At 39.9% G+C, this 15,621-nt stretch carries 14 protein-coding genes; 10 read left to right on the top strand and 4 right to left on the bottom strand.

Annotated elements, in window-relative coordinates; genetic code table 11:
* The first annotated feature begins 213 nt into the window (after positions 1-213).
* The 7 genes from GLIP_RS04120 (at position 214) to GLIP_RS04090 (ending at position 8,950) form a co-directional block, all read left to right on the top strand.
* Complete coding sequence (locus GLIP_RS04120) at positions 214-1,158, top strand: Vgb family protein (protein ID WP_226992178.1); 945 nt, start codon at positions 214-216, stop codon at positions 1,156-1,158.
* 499 nt (positions 1,159-1,657) lie between these two features.
* Complete coding sequence (locus tag GLIP_RS04115) at positions 1,658-3,058, top strand: M20/M25/M40 family metallo-hydrolase (protein WP_008843314.1); 1,401 nt, start codon at positions 1,658-1,660, stop codon at positions 3,056-3,058.
* 436 nt (positions 3,059-3,494) lie between these two features.
* Entirely contained in the window at positions 3,495-4,514 is a 1,020-nt protein-coding gene (locus GLIP_RS04110) for a serine hydrolase domain-containing protein (protein ID WP_008843313.1), read from the top strand.
* 216 nt (positions 4,515-4,730) lie between these two features.
* Positions 4,731-5,438: a hypothetical protein gene (locus GLIP_RS04105; protein WP_008843312.1), complete on the top strand. Its 708-nt coding sequence runs from the start codon at positions 4,731-4,733 to the stop codon at positions 5,436-5,438.
* A gap of 392 nt (positions 5,439-5,830) precedes the next feature.
* Positions 5,831-6,988 carry a DUF748 domain-containing protein gene (locus tag GLIP_RS04100; RefSeq protein WP_008843311.1) on the top strand — a complete coding sequence of 386 codons (1,158 nt, stop codon included), beginning with the start codon at positions 5,831-5,833 and terminating at the stop codon, positions 6,986-6,988.
* Positions 6,989-7,134: 146 nt separating this feature from the next.
* Positions 7,135-8,097: a mechanosensitive ion channel family protein gene (locus tag GLIP_RS04095; RefSeq protein ID WP_008843309.1), complete on the top strand. Its 963-nt coding sequence runs from the start codon at positions 7,135-7,137 to the stop codon at positions 8,095-8,097.
* Positions 8,098-8,230: 133 nt separating this feature from the next.
* Positions 8,231-8,950, top strand: coding sequence for a DUF1499 domain-containing protein (locus GLIP_RS04090; RefSeq protein ID WP_008843308.1), 720 nt, complete (start codon positions 8,231-8,233; stop codon positions 8,948-8,950).
* Positions 8,951-9,104: 154 nt separating this feature from the next.
* On the opposite strand, the gene GLIP_RS04085 is transcribed toward GLIP_RS04090, so the two are convergent.
* From GLIP_RS04085 to GLIP_RS04075, 3 genes are all read right to left on the bottom strand, one after another.
* Entirely contained in the window at positions 9,105-9,659 is a 555-nt protein-coding gene (locus GLIP_RS04085) for a carboxymuconolactone decarboxylase family protein (protein ID WP_008843307.1), read from the bottom strand.
* Between the two features lie 295 nt (positions 9,660-9,954).
* Complete coding sequence (locus tag GLIP_RS04080) at positions 9,955-10,557, bottom strand: TetR/AcrR family transcriptional regulator (RefSeq protein ID WP_008843306.1); 603 nt, start codon at positions 10,555-10,557, stop codon at positions 9,955-9,957.
* 162 nt (positions 10,558-10,719) lie between these two features.
* Positions 10,720-11,706, bottom strand: coding sequence for a zinc-dependent alcohol dehydrogenase family protein (locus GLIP_RS04075; RefSeq protein ID WP_008843305.1), 987 nt, complete (start codon positions 11,704-11,706; stop codon positions 10,720-10,722).
* Positions 11,707-11,815: 109 nt separating this feature from the next.
* On the opposite strand from GLIP_RS04075, the gene GLIP_RS04070 reads away from it, so the two are divergent.
* Together GLIP_RS04070 and glpQ are read left to right on the top strand one after the other, a co-directional pair.
* On the top strand, positions 11,816-12,712 hold the full coding sequence (locus GLIP_RS04070) for a LysR family transcriptional regulator (protein WP_008843304.1): 897 nt from the start codon (positions 11,816-11,818) through the stop codon (positions 12,710-12,712).
* A gap of 150 nt (positions 12,713-12,862) precedes the next feature.
* Positions 12,863-13,852 carry a glycerophosphodiester phosphodiesterase gene (gene glpQ, locus GLIP_RS04065; RefSeq protein WP_008843303.1) on the top strand — a complete coding sequence of 330 codons (990 nt, stop codon included), beginning with the start codon at positions 12,863-12,865 and terminating at the stop codon, positions 13,850-13,852.
* 72 nt (positions 13,853-13,924) lie between these two features.
* On the opposite strand, the gene GLIP_RS04060 is transcribed toward glpQ, so the two are convergent.
* Positions 13,925-14,788 carry a flagellar protein MotY gene (locus GLIP_RS04060; RefSeq protein ID WP_040521819.1) on the bottom strand — a complete coding sequence of 288 codons (864 nt, stop codon included), beginning with the start codon at positions 14,786-14,788 and terminating at the stop codon, positions 13,925-13,927.
* 204 nt (positions 14,789-14,992) lie between these two features.
* Between GLIP_RS04060 and rnt the strand changes: the two genes are divergently transcribed.
* Positions 14,993-15,616, top strand: coding sequence for a ribonuclease T (rnt, locus tag GLIP_RS04055; RefSeq protein WP_008843300.1), 624 nt, complete (start codon positions 14,993-14,995; stop codon positions 15,614-15,616).
* Positions 15,617-15,621 lie beyond the last annotated feature (5 nt).

Below are 15,621 nucleotides of genomic sequence, written 5' to 3'. Positions count from 1 at the left end.
TTGCTTTAAAACATAAAAATAATTTAAGACACAATCCCAAACTAGCGAATACAAAATGTTAGATTGATGGTGAATATGACTTGACCAGCTCAAGCGAATTATGTGAAAGTCATAATTGTACATTTAACAACCAATTATTTAACTCAGTATATAAAATGCGTTGTATCCATGTTTACCAATTCGCTTATCACGACATCAAATTAAAGAAACCTTATGAAACAATCAAATTTGTCCATAAATAATTTAATAGCAATAACATCATTATTGTTCATGGCATTCGCACCTACTTCTGCACGAAGCAGTGAACAAGAGCAAGTTGTCAAACAACTTTGTTCAACCTGTCACAGTATTAGCAATATTGAGCGTAGTTCAGGGTACAATAAAGAGCAGTGGAAAACCCTTATTTCTTATATGGTCGATCATAGTTCTAATCCACAGCAGCTAGACATACTTGGTGAATTTTTAGCTAACAAATACCCCGCCAATAATGATCGTGCTTCAAAAGTAGTCGACGGTGATATCAAACTTCAATTTAAATACTGGCAAGTACCGACACTTGGTCAACGTGCACGCGATCCTGTGCAAGGCAAAGACGGAATTATATGGTGGGTCGGTCAATGGGGAAATATCCTAGGTCGCCTTGATCCCACGAGTGGCGAAACGAAGGAGTATACACTTCCAGCTGGTACCTACCCGCATAGCGTTACGTTGGACAAAAATCTTAGGCCGTGGTTCTTAGGCAATAAGAATGGCACGGTAGGATATTTGGATCTCGATACCGAAACATTCAAAGTATTCAACATGCCAGATGAAAAAGCACGCGATCCCCACACTGGCGTATTCGACGATAACGGAATATTTTGGTTTACGCTGCAACACAGTAATATGATAGGTAAGTTAGATCCCACCAGTGGTGACATTCAATTAGTGTCGTTGCCGACGGAAAAATCTCGCCCATATGGAATAAAGCTTGATTCCAATGGAACACCTTGGGTTTCTTGTAATGGTTCTAATTGCTTGATTAAAGTCGATAAGAATTCAATGGCGTTAAAAGAGATTAAATTGCCAAATCCAAACTCTCATACCAGACGTCTTGCTATAACACCCGATGATATGGTGTTTTATGTCAATTCCGGCATGGGTAAACTGGGCAGATAAAACCCGAAAACTGACGAAATAACCGAGTGGGATAACCCAAGCGGTGAAGATAGTCACCCTTATGCCATCGTATATGGAGATGGTGCAATCTGGTTTAATGAATCGGCGAAAAGGCCCGAAACCTTGGTCAGGTTTGATCTCGCTACTGAAACCATGCAGAGCTGGCAAATTCCAAGTAAAGAAGGTATTTACTCAGGACTAATCCGGCATATGAGGATGGGTAATAAAGGCTTAATAATTCATCAAACTGCGACCAATCAAATAGCTGAAATTACGTGGTCTAAATAACATCGAGTATATTTGTTCATTTGACAGGTGTGATAGTACAAGATTGATATAATTCTTCATGGATTATATAACTGCGTAGCGCGCAAACTTTGATTTAGTTATTGTATAATTGAAAACTTATGTGAGTTTAAAGACAAAACTGAGTAGCAAGGTTTTATCACATACACGCATCTAAACGTAATAACTTGTAACTATTTCCACTGGAGAATCCATGCAACAACTGAAACGCCTTACCTTTGGCGCTGTGTTAAGTATTGTTAGTGTTCAATTAATGGCAACACAAGCCGTAATAACTAACGATCAAAAACAAACTGCGACACAACTCATGCAAACCGCCATCAAAAGCGATTTAGGTATGGAAATAGTGACTTCTCTTACAACCGAAATAGGTCCCCGTTTAGGCGGTTCTGAAGCAGAAGAACGGGCACGCGACTGGGGAGTAAAACTTGGTGAAAGCTTAGGTTTCGACAATGCTAGAATCGAAGAGTTTACTATGCCATTTTGGGATAGAGGTCATTTACATATATCGCTTTCTTCTCCGTACCAACAAGAATTATACGGAACGGCACTCGGTGGCGCTGCGCCGACAAAAGAAAAGATCAATGCCGACGTAGTTTACTTCAGAGATATTCACGCATTGACAGAGGTTAAGGATAATAGCCTAACCGGTAAAATTGTTTTTGTAGATGGCGATAAGATGGTAAAAAGCCAAACCGGAGCGGGTTATGGTCAAGCCAACCAGCGTCGCAGAATTGGCTGGCAACATGCACAACGTAGTGGTGCAAGTGCCTTAGTTGTTCGCTCTGTGGGCTCGGATTCTCATCGATTCCCGCATTCAGGAATGATGAGTAAAGACGGAGAAAATTGGGCTGACATTCCAGTCATTGCAATTTCAAACCCCGATGCTGACCACCTTCGTCGTTTACATAATTTAGGTAAACCGCTGGCGATTTCGCTTCATTCAGAATCAAAATGGAAAGGTGAAGTTAGCAGTGGTAATGTCATTTTAGACTTAATTGGCAGTGAAAAGCCGGAAGAAATCGTCCTAATTGGTGGTCATTTAGACAGCTGGGATTTGGGTACCGGAGCGGTAGACGATGGCGCTGGCGTTGCAATTACCACTGCAGCAGCGGCGCTCATTGCTAAATTACCTAAACGTCCGAAACGCACCATTCGGGTTGTCATGTTTGGCGCAGAAGAAGTCGGCCTACTTGGCGCATTTGCTTACGCTAAGCAACATGAAGCAAATTTACATAATCATGTACTGGCAACTGAATCTGATTTTGGAGCACAAACCATTTGGCAATTAGTCTCAAACGTCAATCCTCAGGCCACCTTATTAGTCGATGAAATTGCCAAAATTTTATCTCCACTTGGTATTGTCAGAGGCGGCTCTGATGTTGTTGGCGGTGGTCCTGATATCATTCCCATGGCAGCAAAAGGCGTCCCTACGATTCGTTTAAATCAAAATGGACGAGACTACTTTGATTTACATCACACGCCAGACGATACCCTAGATAAGATTGATCCTGATGAATTGGCGCAAAATATAGCCGCATATGCAGCGAGTATTTACCTTATTGCTGATTCGGACGTAGATTTAAAACCTTAATTAGATAAACGCGGGTGAAGTCTAGCCTCGCCCGCAATTTTCACTAAACATGCATTTTTGGCAGCGAATAATCTAACGCAACTGTTTCATCGGCTCGCCGTAACTTGTCTGTTTAGCCCATACTTAAAACTACTATCTGAACTTTTGCAGCCACTTTGGTTGTTGCTTAAGGGGTTTCATTTCATTAAATAGCTCGAAAAACAGTAGAATTAGATAAACATTCACTGTTTATTTTTTACCGATATTGTGTGAGATTTATACAACTGTGTATTACTAACGTTTAGCATTAGATATCAAGTCGCACGAAAACGAAAAATCTCAAATAGGTGACACGCTATGACTTCTTGGTATAGTTTGATGTCTTTGCTGACTATTTAGGGCAGGATAACATAGCTTAATGCGGTTCGCAGAGTCCTAATCTAAGTAAGGAAACCCAATGAAAAAATGGAAGAAGATAACACTTAAAATTCTACTTGGGGTTTCCCTAACAACGACAAGCATTTACCTATTCGCTCCTTGGGAATATGCACTGTACTATTTAATGCCTCTTCCCAATTCAGTTGAAGAGCAAGTTAACCAAGCAACTGAGCAAGGAATCGACGGCATAGTTGTGTACGTCCATTCAGCCAATAAACCTGCGAAACTGTATGCAAGTGGCTGGCATAATCGACAAGAAAAAATACCCGCTTACGGGGATGCGCTTTTTAAAATTGCCAGTATTGGCAAACTCTATCAGGCATCTGCCATTGCCAAACTCGTCGCTGCTAAGCAACTCAGCTTGGATGAAACAATCGATAAATATTTGCCAGACTTGGCGCAGCGAATTGAATATGCCGATCAAATTACTCTGCGCATGCTGGTTGAGCATCGCAGTGGTATCCCTAATTTTACCGATCAAGAAGGCTTTGATTGGGCCTCTAACTCCGTGAATGTTTTAGACTTACTATTAGACAAACCCGCTGATTTCGCACCCGGAACTGATTACGCATACTCCAATTCAAACTATCTGTTACTTGAAAAAATAATAACAGAAACCCTAGGCTATCATTACTCTCGCTACATAAAGGAAGAAGTACTTTTGCCGCTGGGTTTAAATCGCACGTTTTTCTCCATCAACGATATCGAGACTGAACAACTCATGAGTGGATATCATGTGGGCTATGAAGACGACTTCAAATACCTCGATCAAGGCTACATTGCATCTGCTCAAGATGTAGGTATTTTTTTAAGAGCACTCAATGACGGTAGTCTTTTCTCCGAACAAGAAAGAAAAATTTATGCGTCAATTTATAAATACGAGCATACTGGCTGGGTACTCGGCTACTCTAGTATTGCTCGATACCACCCTGATATTGATACGGTTGTCATTCAATTTACCAACACTACAGGTGATGACAGAGTAATATTAACAGGCATTATATATGAACGAATTATGCGCATTTTACGCGAGCAATAAAATGAATCGATGTATTAATACTTAACGGTTATTATTTAAGCTTTTGACATTCATTATCAGTGCGTGGATTACCCTTCCCCATACTTGAAAAAACCAAGGAGAGCGCGTAGAAAATCATCTCAGTTGAAGTGAACAAGTATGTCGTCTATTCTGCATACGAACTACTCAATCAAATCACCCTCGGGTGAATTAGCCATCTAGAGTGAGGACAGATTGGTGTTCAACAGACAAAAATGGATGCCCCGTATCATCGAAGGTACGGTAATAATCGCCAGTATTTTATTAGCCTTTTTAATCGATGCATGGTGGCAAGAACGTCAAAAGGCATTGATGGAACGGCAAATAATCCTCGCGGTTATTTCTGAAATTGAATCCAATACAAGCATGGCCAATGATGCTATCGCTTCCCATAAAACCGCGCTTGAAAACATAAAGAAGTTTTTAGTCTCGGATGTTAATCAATTTGTCGAACTGTCCCCAGAAGAAATATATAAAAAAATCGAATATTTTCCCTATTCCATGGAGTATGTCGCAAACTTAAGCGCTGCAAATATGCTCATACAATCCCCCCCACTTAACGAAAACGGCATAGTCGTTCGTCGTTCCGTGGGCGAATACATGCGCGCATCTAGGGAACAAGCGGGAATCGTCATAGATCAAGAAAGGCGCAATATTTTAAGGCTAATGTCAGGTGTGATTTCAGAACGTGAAGACTTTGATTTTACTAACTCTGATTTTCTCTACATACAAAGTTTAGTAGCCCACGTAGGACCCAACACGCTTGCTCAACTCCGCTCAAATCCGGAATTTGTAAAGCATCTTTTAGATAAGTCTCATATACAGATTATTTTGCTTTCACGACTTGAGCAATTAGTTATAAAAATGGAGAAGCTTAAATTGGAATTAAGTGAATTAACTGATTGAAATGTTAAGCCATTTTGGCTTTAGGCAGAAACTTATATCTACATTCCAGTGCCTAAGCTCTATAGCCAGTATCGTAGGAATTGAAAATATGATGAGGATACGGCCATACGGATACTTGTCTTCCTTAGTTTCAGCTGATTTACAGCAGCGACAATGCCACACCAATTAATGGTCGGTGTGCTTTTTGCAAACTTCTTATTTAAAGCGTAATTGCTAAAACTGTTAGCAAAACAAAAAATTTCAAAGTTTATGTACAAGCCATTGAATTGTTGAGCTTTATTTAAGAATGCAGGGGCATAAAGACTGAATCAGTTGCACATTATTGACGGGCAAGAATTACCTAAAATGTAAGTCTTACATTCGCTATGCCTAATTTTATTTAGGAAATACTTATGTTACTAAAAAAGATATATTCGTCTAAATCAAGAAAATACATCAGCATTACAGTGCTATGTACTTTAGTCATTTTGCTACTAGCAAGAGTATCTGCACCTTATTTTGTGCAGCGGTTTATTAATAACACCATAGCATCTACGGATGGCCTTAGTGGCCAAGTTGGCGATGTGGATTTACACCTGTATCGAGGTGCTTATCAAATCGAAGACATCAATTTGTATGTTGTAGGCGAAACAGATGATGCTAGACCTTTAATTAGTGTAAAAAAAATGGATATATCCATTTTGTGGTCAGCATTGCTACGCGGCAATATTGTTAGTGAGTTGACGTTTTACCAACCGAAAATTTATCTAGAGGATCGTGAAAATACCCAAGATATACAAAATGAAGAAGTAAAAAAACAATCTACTTGGGTAGGATTAACACAAAATTTAGTCCCATTTTCGATTGATAAAATTACAATATTCGACGGTGAAATGGCATTAAAGAACATAAATGATGAAGTGGAAAGTGAAACTCGGTTAAGTGAAGTACAGGGGCAGATAAGTAACATTACCAATAGCAAGGAGCTAGGTAAGCCACTTGTTAGTGAGTTCCAATTATCTGCAAAGTTAATGGATGCAGCACCGGTAACATTAGCGGGTAACATCGACCCTTTTGCACAAAAACCGACATTTAATTTAGATCTTACCGTCGCGAAGTTTCCGGTGACATACCTAGATAACGTCATTAAAACGTACACTCCAATTGACATTGAAGCAGGTAGTGTTGATGGTGCGTTAGAGTTAGTCTCAGAAAATGGAAAAATTGACGGCTACGCCAAAGCTGGAATATATAATATGGAAATACTTTCTTGGCGAGAAGATATTGAAAAAGATGGAGACAATATCTTCGTTGCCATCTTTGAAGGTTTAACTGATTTGTTAGGTACTTTGTTAGAAAACGACGAAGAGAATTTAATTGCTGCGAGAGTACCTATTTCAGGCACTTTATCTGATACTGAAACAGAAACGTTCGCGGCGATTTTATCTATGCTACGAAATGCATTTATTGAAGCATTGCAAATGGATATTGAAGATCTTTTTTCGATTAATCCAGAAGAGACAAGCGAAAGTGAGTCAGATAATACAAATTCGAATCCAGACTCAGAGTAAATGTTTGGCACGACAATATTAAATTGCAAAGCCCCATGCAAAACATGTGGAAAAACAGCAATCGTCGATTATTTTAATGAACTATATATTCGTTTAAACAGTAAAAAGACTGAGCGCAATTAAGCGTCGATTAAGGAGCAGCAAATATGCGTTTCGCCCTGCTAATTTTATTATTCATTTCGTTTACAAATCTAGCGCAAGAAGAAAAAGAAGTCGCAAATGATCCGCCAGTCTTTTCAGTTGAAGCTGCAAGCCAAACCTTACAAGAGACAGTGCTAGATATTTGGTATGATTTTATCGCACACACGCCTTATATTATTGTCGCTTTAATAATACTGCTAATTACGGGTTTGGCTTCCACGCTGGTGAGTAAATTAATCGGCAATATGACCGGTCGTAGTAAGATGCGAGGTTCTCTTAGAGAGTTAACCCAACGAATTGTAAGAATCATCGTATGGATACTAGGTATTCTATTGGCTGCTATGGTGATATTCCCAGGGCTTACGCCAGCTAAAGCAATAGGTGGATTAGGTTTAGCCTCGGTCGCTATCGGTTTTGCGTTTAAAGAAATCTTTGAGAATTTTTTCGCCGGTATTTTATTACTATGGAAATATCCGTTCGAAAAAGGTGACTTTATTGAATGCGAGGATATTTTGGGCCGAGTTGAAAATATCTCGGTGAGAATGACAGAGCTTCGTCGTCCAGATGGTGAGCTTGTGGTTTTGCCGAACTCGTTTTTATTTAAAAACCCAGTTTTTGTACTAACCCATGAAGATAGTCGTCGTATGCAATTAATGACTGGAGTTGCATATTCTGAAGACGCTCGCGCCGCATTGCCAATTATAAAAGAAGCGGTAGAGCAATGTGATTTGATCGTAAAAGATAAGGGTGTTGAAGTATTTCTAAATGCCTTCGGTAGTAGTTCAATCGATATTGAAGTGACTTGGTGGGCTGATCCTACCCCTCTAGGTGAAAGGAAATCTCGCAGTGAGGTAGTGGGCGCAATTAAACAAGCCTTAGATGATGCGGGTATTGAAATTCCATTCCCTTATCGTACGCTAACATTTAATGAACCAATACCGGTGCGCTATGAAGACGTCAAAGAATAAGCAGACTTTATACAAATATAACTCATTCACGCTAATGTTAAACTTTGAAGCGAACGCTTATTATTGCGGGTGATTATTAACCATTTGCAAGTTTAAAAACAAAATGAATAAATAATAATAATGGAGAACACATATGAAAGTCTTAATTAGCCTATTTAGCTTGATAGCTATTTTAATGGTCGCCTTACCTGGCCCGCTATATAAGTTTGAAATAATGTCGTTAGGCGTGGCCTTCACTACTATGCGCTGGGGCGTATACGTGGGTATTGCAGCACTAGTACTCATATTAATCCAACTTATTTTTGCTAGAAAATCGATGTCTTGGCTTGGAACTGGTATTGCCTTTGTGTTTGCTATCGTTGCCGTAGCGTTCCCATTAAGTATGATGATGAAAGGAAAATCAGTACCTGCAATTCACGATATATCTACGGATTTATCCACTCCGCCGCAATTTGAAGCTATCGTGCCTCTTAGAATCGATGCACCTAATCCATCGGAGTACGCAGGTCCCGAAACTGCAGTTGAGCAACGTAGAGCATATCCAGGATTAACAACAAAACAGTATTCTCAAAACCAAAATCAAGTATTTGATGCTGCTTTAGTATCGGCTAACACCTTGGGATGGGATATCGTCAATTCTGATAAAACACGCGGAATAATCGAAGCAACAGATACAACTCAATGGTTTGGTTTTAAAGATGATGTTGTCATTCGAATTCGTCAAAACGGACAATTAACTGATGTTGATATGCGCAGTAAATCACGTGTTGGCCGAAGTGATTTAGGTAAAAATGCAGATCGAATTAACACATTTTTTGCCGATCTAGACACGAACTTAATTACTAAAGATTAGGGCTTACAACTAAATTTAATCAACCTTAGCGCCAATGTTTTCCTTTGGACGAATAGGTTATTGAATGTAAAACAATTCTTTCAGATAAAATTGGTTGTAGCCTGTGTAGGCAACAACCAATTTTTGCATTAAATCGTATTCTTTTTAAAAATTATTATTTCGCTTTATTCCAAGCAAACTTTTCAAATGGTTTATCAACTGGCGTGTTTGCAATATGGTTGGTGTAATTACTAATCACTTTTTGCGCTAGGCCAAGAATTATTTCTAAAACCTGTTGCTCACCATAGCCTGCTGAATAAAAGTTATCTAATTCTTGTTGGCTAATATGGCCACGATTTCGCACAAGTATTAACGTGGTATCATACAATGCCTGCAGCTTTTCGTTAGGCATAGACTGTTCGTTTCGTAGTGCATCAATCAAACTAGAATCGACCTTCATTGAATGCGCAATACCAGTGTGAGCAGGGACACAATAGTGGCACTCGTGCTCTACATTAATTGCTTGCCAAACAACTGTCAGTTCTTCTGCATTAAATGACGAATTTGAGAATAATTCATGCAATTGTCGATATCCTTCAAGTGTATTCGGAGAACTAGCTAATACTCCATGTAAATTCGGTAACATTCCGAATGCTTCAACCGACTTTTCAAGTTGCGGTTTACTTTCTTGTGGTGCAGTTTCAATACTGTGAATTGTCAATGTTGTCATGGGGTTTCTCCAAGTTGATTCAAATTAGGTAAATCGCTTTTACGGCACATGCTGAATACTCAAAAACTAAATGTAATTCGCACGCATTAATTAAATACCGATTGGTACAATATGAAACGCATTGTACCAATCGGTACATTAAAGTCAACAGCTTGCAAAATTGCTATCTTGAGCGACGAGAATCTTCAATGGGAAAGTTAAAAAAATAGATATGATTAGTGTCTTAGAAACACGCTTAGTACCGCAGGAGATGGTTTAGATTCTATATCTACAAAATACTAAACTGAGCAAATAGTTAATCTAGACCTATGCCTTTGAGGATACTATCTACCGCATATTCTAACTCAGCAATAGACACTCCAGAGCGGGCCATTGATGCGGTACCTTTTAATAAAGTATAAAGACTTAAACCATTCGCTTGTGCGTTTTTGTCTAGTCCCAATTCAATCGCCTCGGGATCATCTTTAAACAATTCAGCATAAAGCTGTTTTGGAAGCATTTCTGCGTCTTTGAGCAATTGTTCTGCATCGACTGGTATGCTGCCACTGACCAATTCAGACTGACACAGGGCTAAATAACATCCGTATGCACGCTCGCTGTCGCACTGCATGCTAACAATAGACATCATGTGATTCTTCAAGCGTTGCTTTAAACTGATATTAGGAGCATGCAATAATGCTAAATGAGGCTTCATTTTTGTATCAAGATAACGTTGAGTAGCTTTCACAAAAAGCGCTTCTTTATTACCAAACGTGCGGTACATACTAGGCTTATTAATGCCCATACTTGAGATCAAATCGCTTAACGAAGAACCCACGTACCCTTTCTGCCAAAATGTATGCATAGCAGCATCAAGTGCGATATCTGAATCGAATTCTAATTTGCGACCACTTGCCACCCTAACTACTCCTACAGCATAAAACTTAGGTTATGTTACCATTCGGTACAGATAATGCAATTGGCAAGCTTAATCCGAATGACAGCATAGTTGTGAGCGACAATAAAACAGAGGAATGTGAAGCAGACCATAAATAATAGCCTGCTTCAATTGTCGACAGGTTTAAATTTCTACAACAACTTTACCAAGACCTTCACCACTCGCAAGTCTGTAATGGGCTGCGCCAACTTGCTCAAGGCTGAAATGATTTTCATCTAACACAGGAACCAACTGGCCTGCTTCGATGATCTTAGTTAATTCTTTAAGAATAAAACCGTGTTCAGCACGTTTGACGTTATGCAACATCGGGATCAACATAAATACGACGTGTAACGATAAACCTTTAAAGTGCGCTTCAGTCAAATCCATTTCTAACATAGATACGGTAGTCGCTATTTGCCCATTAAGTGCCGCAGCTTTAAATGAAGATTGAATATTTGCTCCACCCACAGAGTCAAAAATTAATTCAAATCCAGCATTATCTGTATGTTTAGCTACATAATCTTCAACGGTTTCGGTTTTATAGTTTATTGATACTGCACCAAGCTTTTCAATTAATGCCAACTGTTTATCTCCGCCGCCGGTTGAATAAACGTTAGCACCGAAATACTTCGCAAGTTGCAAAGCTAGATGTCCTACACCACCTGAGCCACCGTGAACAAGTACAGATTGTCCAGCTTTGATGCCTGCACGCTGCAACCCTTCGTAGGCCGTAATGCCACATAATGGGATCGCCGCCGCTTCACGCATAGAAAGATTATTAGCTTTAAGGGCAATCAAATTCGCATCTGCTACGATATACTCGGTTAATGTACCTTGTAAATCTGCTAAACCACCGGCGCAACCATATACTTCATCACCGACAGTGTAATCTGTAACGCCCTCTCCTACTGCTTCTACTGTACCTGCGAAGTCCATACCTAGAATAGCAGGCAAAGGTGGAGCAATCGGCAAATCATTCCCCATCTGGCGTAACATAGTATCGACAGTGTTTACACTAGTAGCAGCAATTTTAATCAGAACATGACCCGCTGTTACTTCAGGTTTTGCAACTTCGGCCGTTTCAAATTTATCCGTTCCACCAAACTCTTTAATAATCATTGCTTTCATTTTTAGCTCCTCAATTAATTTATGCAACAAGTATAATTACAAATGCATAAATTGATAATGCGAGTTAGAATTAAATCACTTTTTACATATTATTGATAATTGAAACGCTATGAACTTAGATCACCTAAAATTATTTGTACGTTTGGCGGCCACGCACAACATCAGCGCTGCTGGGGCGGAATTTAAGTTGTCTCCCGCAGTTTCGAGCAATTATATAAATAAACTAGAAGAAAACTTAGGTGTTCGATTGGTTCACCGTACCACGCGCAAAGTCTCTTTAACTGAAGAAGGTAAAGTATTCCTACCCCACGCTGAAAATGTTTTGTTGAGCGTTGAGTCCGCTAAAGCAGCGGTAGGTGTAGGGAAAATCACCCCTCAAGGAACCCTTCGAATCACCGCTCCCGCCTCCTTTGGTCGCATGCATTTAGTACCCGCGTTAAATGAATTTTTAGAGCAATACCCAGATCTGAACATAGATCTTAGGTTATCCGATACGATTGTCGATTTAGTTGAAGGCGGGTTTGATATTGCCATCCGTGATGCTGCCTTGAAAGATTCCACGTTAATTGCAAAAAAACTAGCTTCTGACAAACGCATCGTTTGCGCCTCTCCTGCTTACCTGAGCAAATTTGGTGAACCCACCTCCCCATCTAAACTAGCTGAACACAACTGCATTACGCTGGTTGGACTGGAAACCTGGAGTTTTAATACAGGTGCTGAAAATGTTTCGGTGAAAGTGAAAAGTAAATTTAGTACTGACAATGGTGAAGCCACGCGAGATGCTTGTATTTCTGGGTTGGGTATCACTGTCGCGTCAACCTGGAGTGTCTATCAACAGTTACGTGAGAAAACCCTTATCCCAATCTTAACAGACTACCCGTTAATATCTGAATCAGAAATCTGGGCAGTATTTCCTAGCTCCAGATTAATGGCACCTAAGGTGCGCGTATTTATCGATTATTTCGTTGATTACTTTGGCGAACAACCCTATTGGGATGAATGCTAATATTCTGCACTATGGTTACCAACGTCGATATTTGTAAGAAATTTTTTGCTTGTTCACTTAACTTTCATGTATCACTGCTAATGTGAACTAAAATATGCCGTAAGAATCGCTTGCCATTGGGCTTAATGAACACACCAAAAAGAAGAAAATATGCTTTTCAAATTTCAATTAACCTGTCTATTTCTACTCATAATATTTAGCAACCAAGTTTTGGCAAAACCTTTGGTCATAGCGCACCGAGGGGCGTCAGGATACTTACCAGAGCATACACTAGAGGCTGCCATCTTAGCGTATTCCCAAGGCGCTGATTACATCGAACAAGACCTAGTGTTGAGTAAAGATTTAGTGCCTGTGGTATTGCACGATATTCATTTAGAAACAGTCACAAACGTAGAACAAATATTCCCTGACAGACATCGTCCTGATGGTCGCTACTACGCGTTAGACTTTACCTTGGCTGAACTGCAACGTTTAAATGTCCATGAACGTACCGATGCTAATGGCAAACAAGTATTTGCAAATCGATACAGTGGAGCGTCCCCGTTTAAAATTGCCACTTTTGAGCAGCATATTAATTTGATCATGCAGTTAAATCGCCAATTTGGACGGGAAGTTGGCATTTATCCAGAAATCAAATCACCACAATGGCATAAACAAAATGGCGCTGACATTAGTAAAATTACGCTGCAGATTTTGAGAAAGTACGGAGTAGATAACCAAGACAGTTGGGTTTATGTGCAATGTTTTGATTTCGCCGAAACCCAACGTCTGCGCAATGAACTCAATGCCAAGGTAAAAATTGTGCAACTTCTGGCTGACAACAGCTGGAATGAATCCACGTCAGATTACAATTATTTGCGAACCAAACAGGGGTTACAAGAAATCGCTAAGGTTGCACAAGGAATCGGCCCTTGGTTACCTCAGTTGTATGATTTTGCACAAAGAACCCCTACCGGATTGCGTGCTGATGCAAAAGCAGAAGGTCTACTCGTTCACCCTTACACATTTAGAAAAGACGACCTGCCAATAGGAATTAATAGTAATATTAGTTTAGATATACTGTTTAAAGAACTGAAAGTTGATGGTGTGTTTACAGATTTCACCGATGTTGTTACAGCGTATTTAAACCAACAACAATAACCATTTTCAGGGCTTAGATATTGAAAAAGCTCGCAATAATGAGCTTTTAAATCGATTAAACCTTGTCACGTGTTACGGCTTAGCCATGCGAATGACAACTCTGCGGTTCTTGGCTCTGGCCATTTTATTGTCGTTAGTGGCTACATGACGTCGCTCGCCATGTCCGGTCACCTCTATACGTGTTGTATCTACACCCATTTCAGCGAAATAAGCTTTTATTTCTTCAGCACGTCGAATAGACAATTGTTCGTTGTTCCAGCGGCCACCATAGCTATCAGTGTAACCATCTAATAGAACTAACTCTAAGTCAGTGTCTTCTTTTAAATAGTCACCAATCATTTGTAATCGTTTTTTTGAATACTTGGTGAGATCAGTACTATTGCTGTTATAGCTCAATACAGTATATGCAATGTCTTCGAATGCAAATGGTAATAAGTTAGCGACACATTCCGCGAACTCCATATACGGCTGGGCAAAATTACTGGCATTTAACCCCACCGCTATGCGATCAAAATCGCTATACCAATCTTGATAATATAATGTTGGCCAAAAGCCTTTTTCTAACTCGGACAACATGGTCCAAGCCGCTTTTTGTGGTAAATCGCCGTTATATTGCTTACGAATAGGCATTTGTGCGATTTCACGCTGGGCGTGTCCTGGCATCCATTTAGGCGGCACAGAGTAAACTGAGGCTACCGAATAACTATTAGGTAACTTCAGCATCTGTAATTCGAATTCCATATTCAATTGTTTGGATGCTGTACTATAAAAAGTGGCTTCGCCATAACCAGGAAGTTGATGGCTCAATGTACATTGTAATCGGTTCTTTTGGCTAACTTGCCATTGAGAATCTTCCACAGGCGAAGCGTAATGCCTCAACCCTGCTTGAGCTGAAAAGCTAACGGCTAAACCTAAAAAAATCGCGCTCTTTTTCATATAAAACACAAATCCAATCAATGGCATCTATTGTTAATAGATATCGACACCCATATCAAAAAGTTTAATCGCTTTGAACGTACAGATAGTAACCAAGCAGAGTGCGTAATTGCAAATCATAACAAACATATTCATCACTTTTCTGGTACATGCTCGGAAAGGTTGACATAATAGCAGGCTAACTATTCGAATAATAAGGTTTTCATGTCAACCAACATTCCCTTGTTGAACCAGCGATTTAGAGGATACTTTCCGGTCGTCATTGATGTTGAAACAGCCGGATTTAATGCGCAGACAGATGCGCTATTAGAACTTGCTGCTGTGACACTCAAAATGGACACTGCCGGCGACATCCAAATCGATAAAACCTTTCACTATCATATTAACCCTTTCGAGGGCGCGAATCTTGAGAAGGCAGCACTAGAGTTCAATGGTATTGATCCTAATTGCGCACTTAGAGGTGCAATTGACGAGTCAGACGCGATCAAAAATCTGTGTAAAGAAATTAGAAAAGAACAAAAAGCTGCTGATTGTCAGCGTTCAGTGATAGTTGCTCATAACGCATCCTTTGATCAAGGTTTTGTGAATGCTGCAATTGAAAGGTGCAACATCAAGCGCACACCGTTTCATCCATTTGTGTCATTTGACACAACCAGTTTAGCAGGCTTAACGCTGGGTCAAACCGTATTGGTTAAGGCCTGTGAAGCTGCACAAATTGAGTTTGATCAACGAGAAGCACACTCAGCCCTTTACGACACAGTGAAAACCGCAGAGCTATTTTGTTTTATGGTGAATAAGTGGAAAGCGTTAGGTGGATGGCCTATTTAAGCGAG

Source organism: Aliiglaciecola lipolytica E3 (genome assembly GCF_000314975.1).
Taxonomy (GTDB): domain Bacteria; phylum Pseudomonadota; class Gammaproteobacteria; order Enterobacterales; family Alteromonadaceae; genus Aliiglaciecola; species Aliiglaciecola lipolytica.
This window is presented reverse-complemented; position numbering and strand designations above follow the sequence as displayed.

Excerpts from the sequence above, each read along its gene's own strand:
- GLIP_RS04060 (WP_040521819.1), bottom strand. The coding sequence starts at position 14,788 with ATGAAAAAGAGCGCGATTTTTTTAGGTTTAGCCGTTAGCTTTTCAGCT.
- rnt (WP_008843300.1), top strand. The coding sequence starts at position 14,993 with ATGTCAACCAACATTCCCTTGTTGAACCAGCGATTTAGAGGATACTTT.
- GLIP_RS04110 (WP_008843313.1), top strand. The coding sequence starts at position 3,495 with ATGAAAAAATGGAAGAAGATAACACTTAAAATTCTACTTGGGGTTTCC.
- GLIP_RS04085 (WP_008843307.1), bottom strand. The coding sequence starts at position 9,659 with ATGACAACATTGACAATTCACAGTATTGAAACTGCACCACAAGAAAGT.
- GLIP_RS04100 (WP_008843311.1), top strand. The coding sequence starts at position 5,831 with ATGTTACTAAAAAAGATATATTCGTCTAAATCAAGAAAATACATCAGC.
- GLIP_RS04070 (WP_008843304.1), top strand. The coding sequence starts at position 11,816 with ATGAACTTAGATCACCTAAAATTATTTGTACGTTTGGCGGCCACGCAC.
- GLIP_RS04115 (WP_008843314.1), top strand. The coding sequence starts at position 1,658 with ATGCAACAACTGAAACGCCTTACCTTTGGCGCTGTGTTAAGTATTGTT.
- GLIP_RS04120 (WP_226992178.1), top strand. The coding sequence starts at position 214 with ATGAAACAATCAAATTTGTCCATAAATAATTTAATAGCAATAACATCA.
- GLIP_RS04095 (WP_008843309.1), top strand. The coding sequence starts at position 7,135 with ATGCGTTTCGCCCTGCTAATTTTATTATTCATTTCGTTTACAAATCTA.
- glpQ (WP_008843303.1), top strand. The coding sequence starts at position 12,863 with ATGCTTTTCAAATTTCAATTAACCTGTCTATTTCTACTCATAATATTT.
- GLIP_RS04075 (WP_008843305.1), bottom strand. The coding sequence starts at position 11,706 with ATGAAAGCAATGATTATTAAAGAGTTTGGTGGAACGGATAAATTTGAA.
- GLIP_RS04090 (WP_008843308.1), top strand. The coding sequence starts at position 8,231 with ATGAAAGTCTTAATTAGCCTATTTAGCTTGATAGCTATTTTAATGGTC.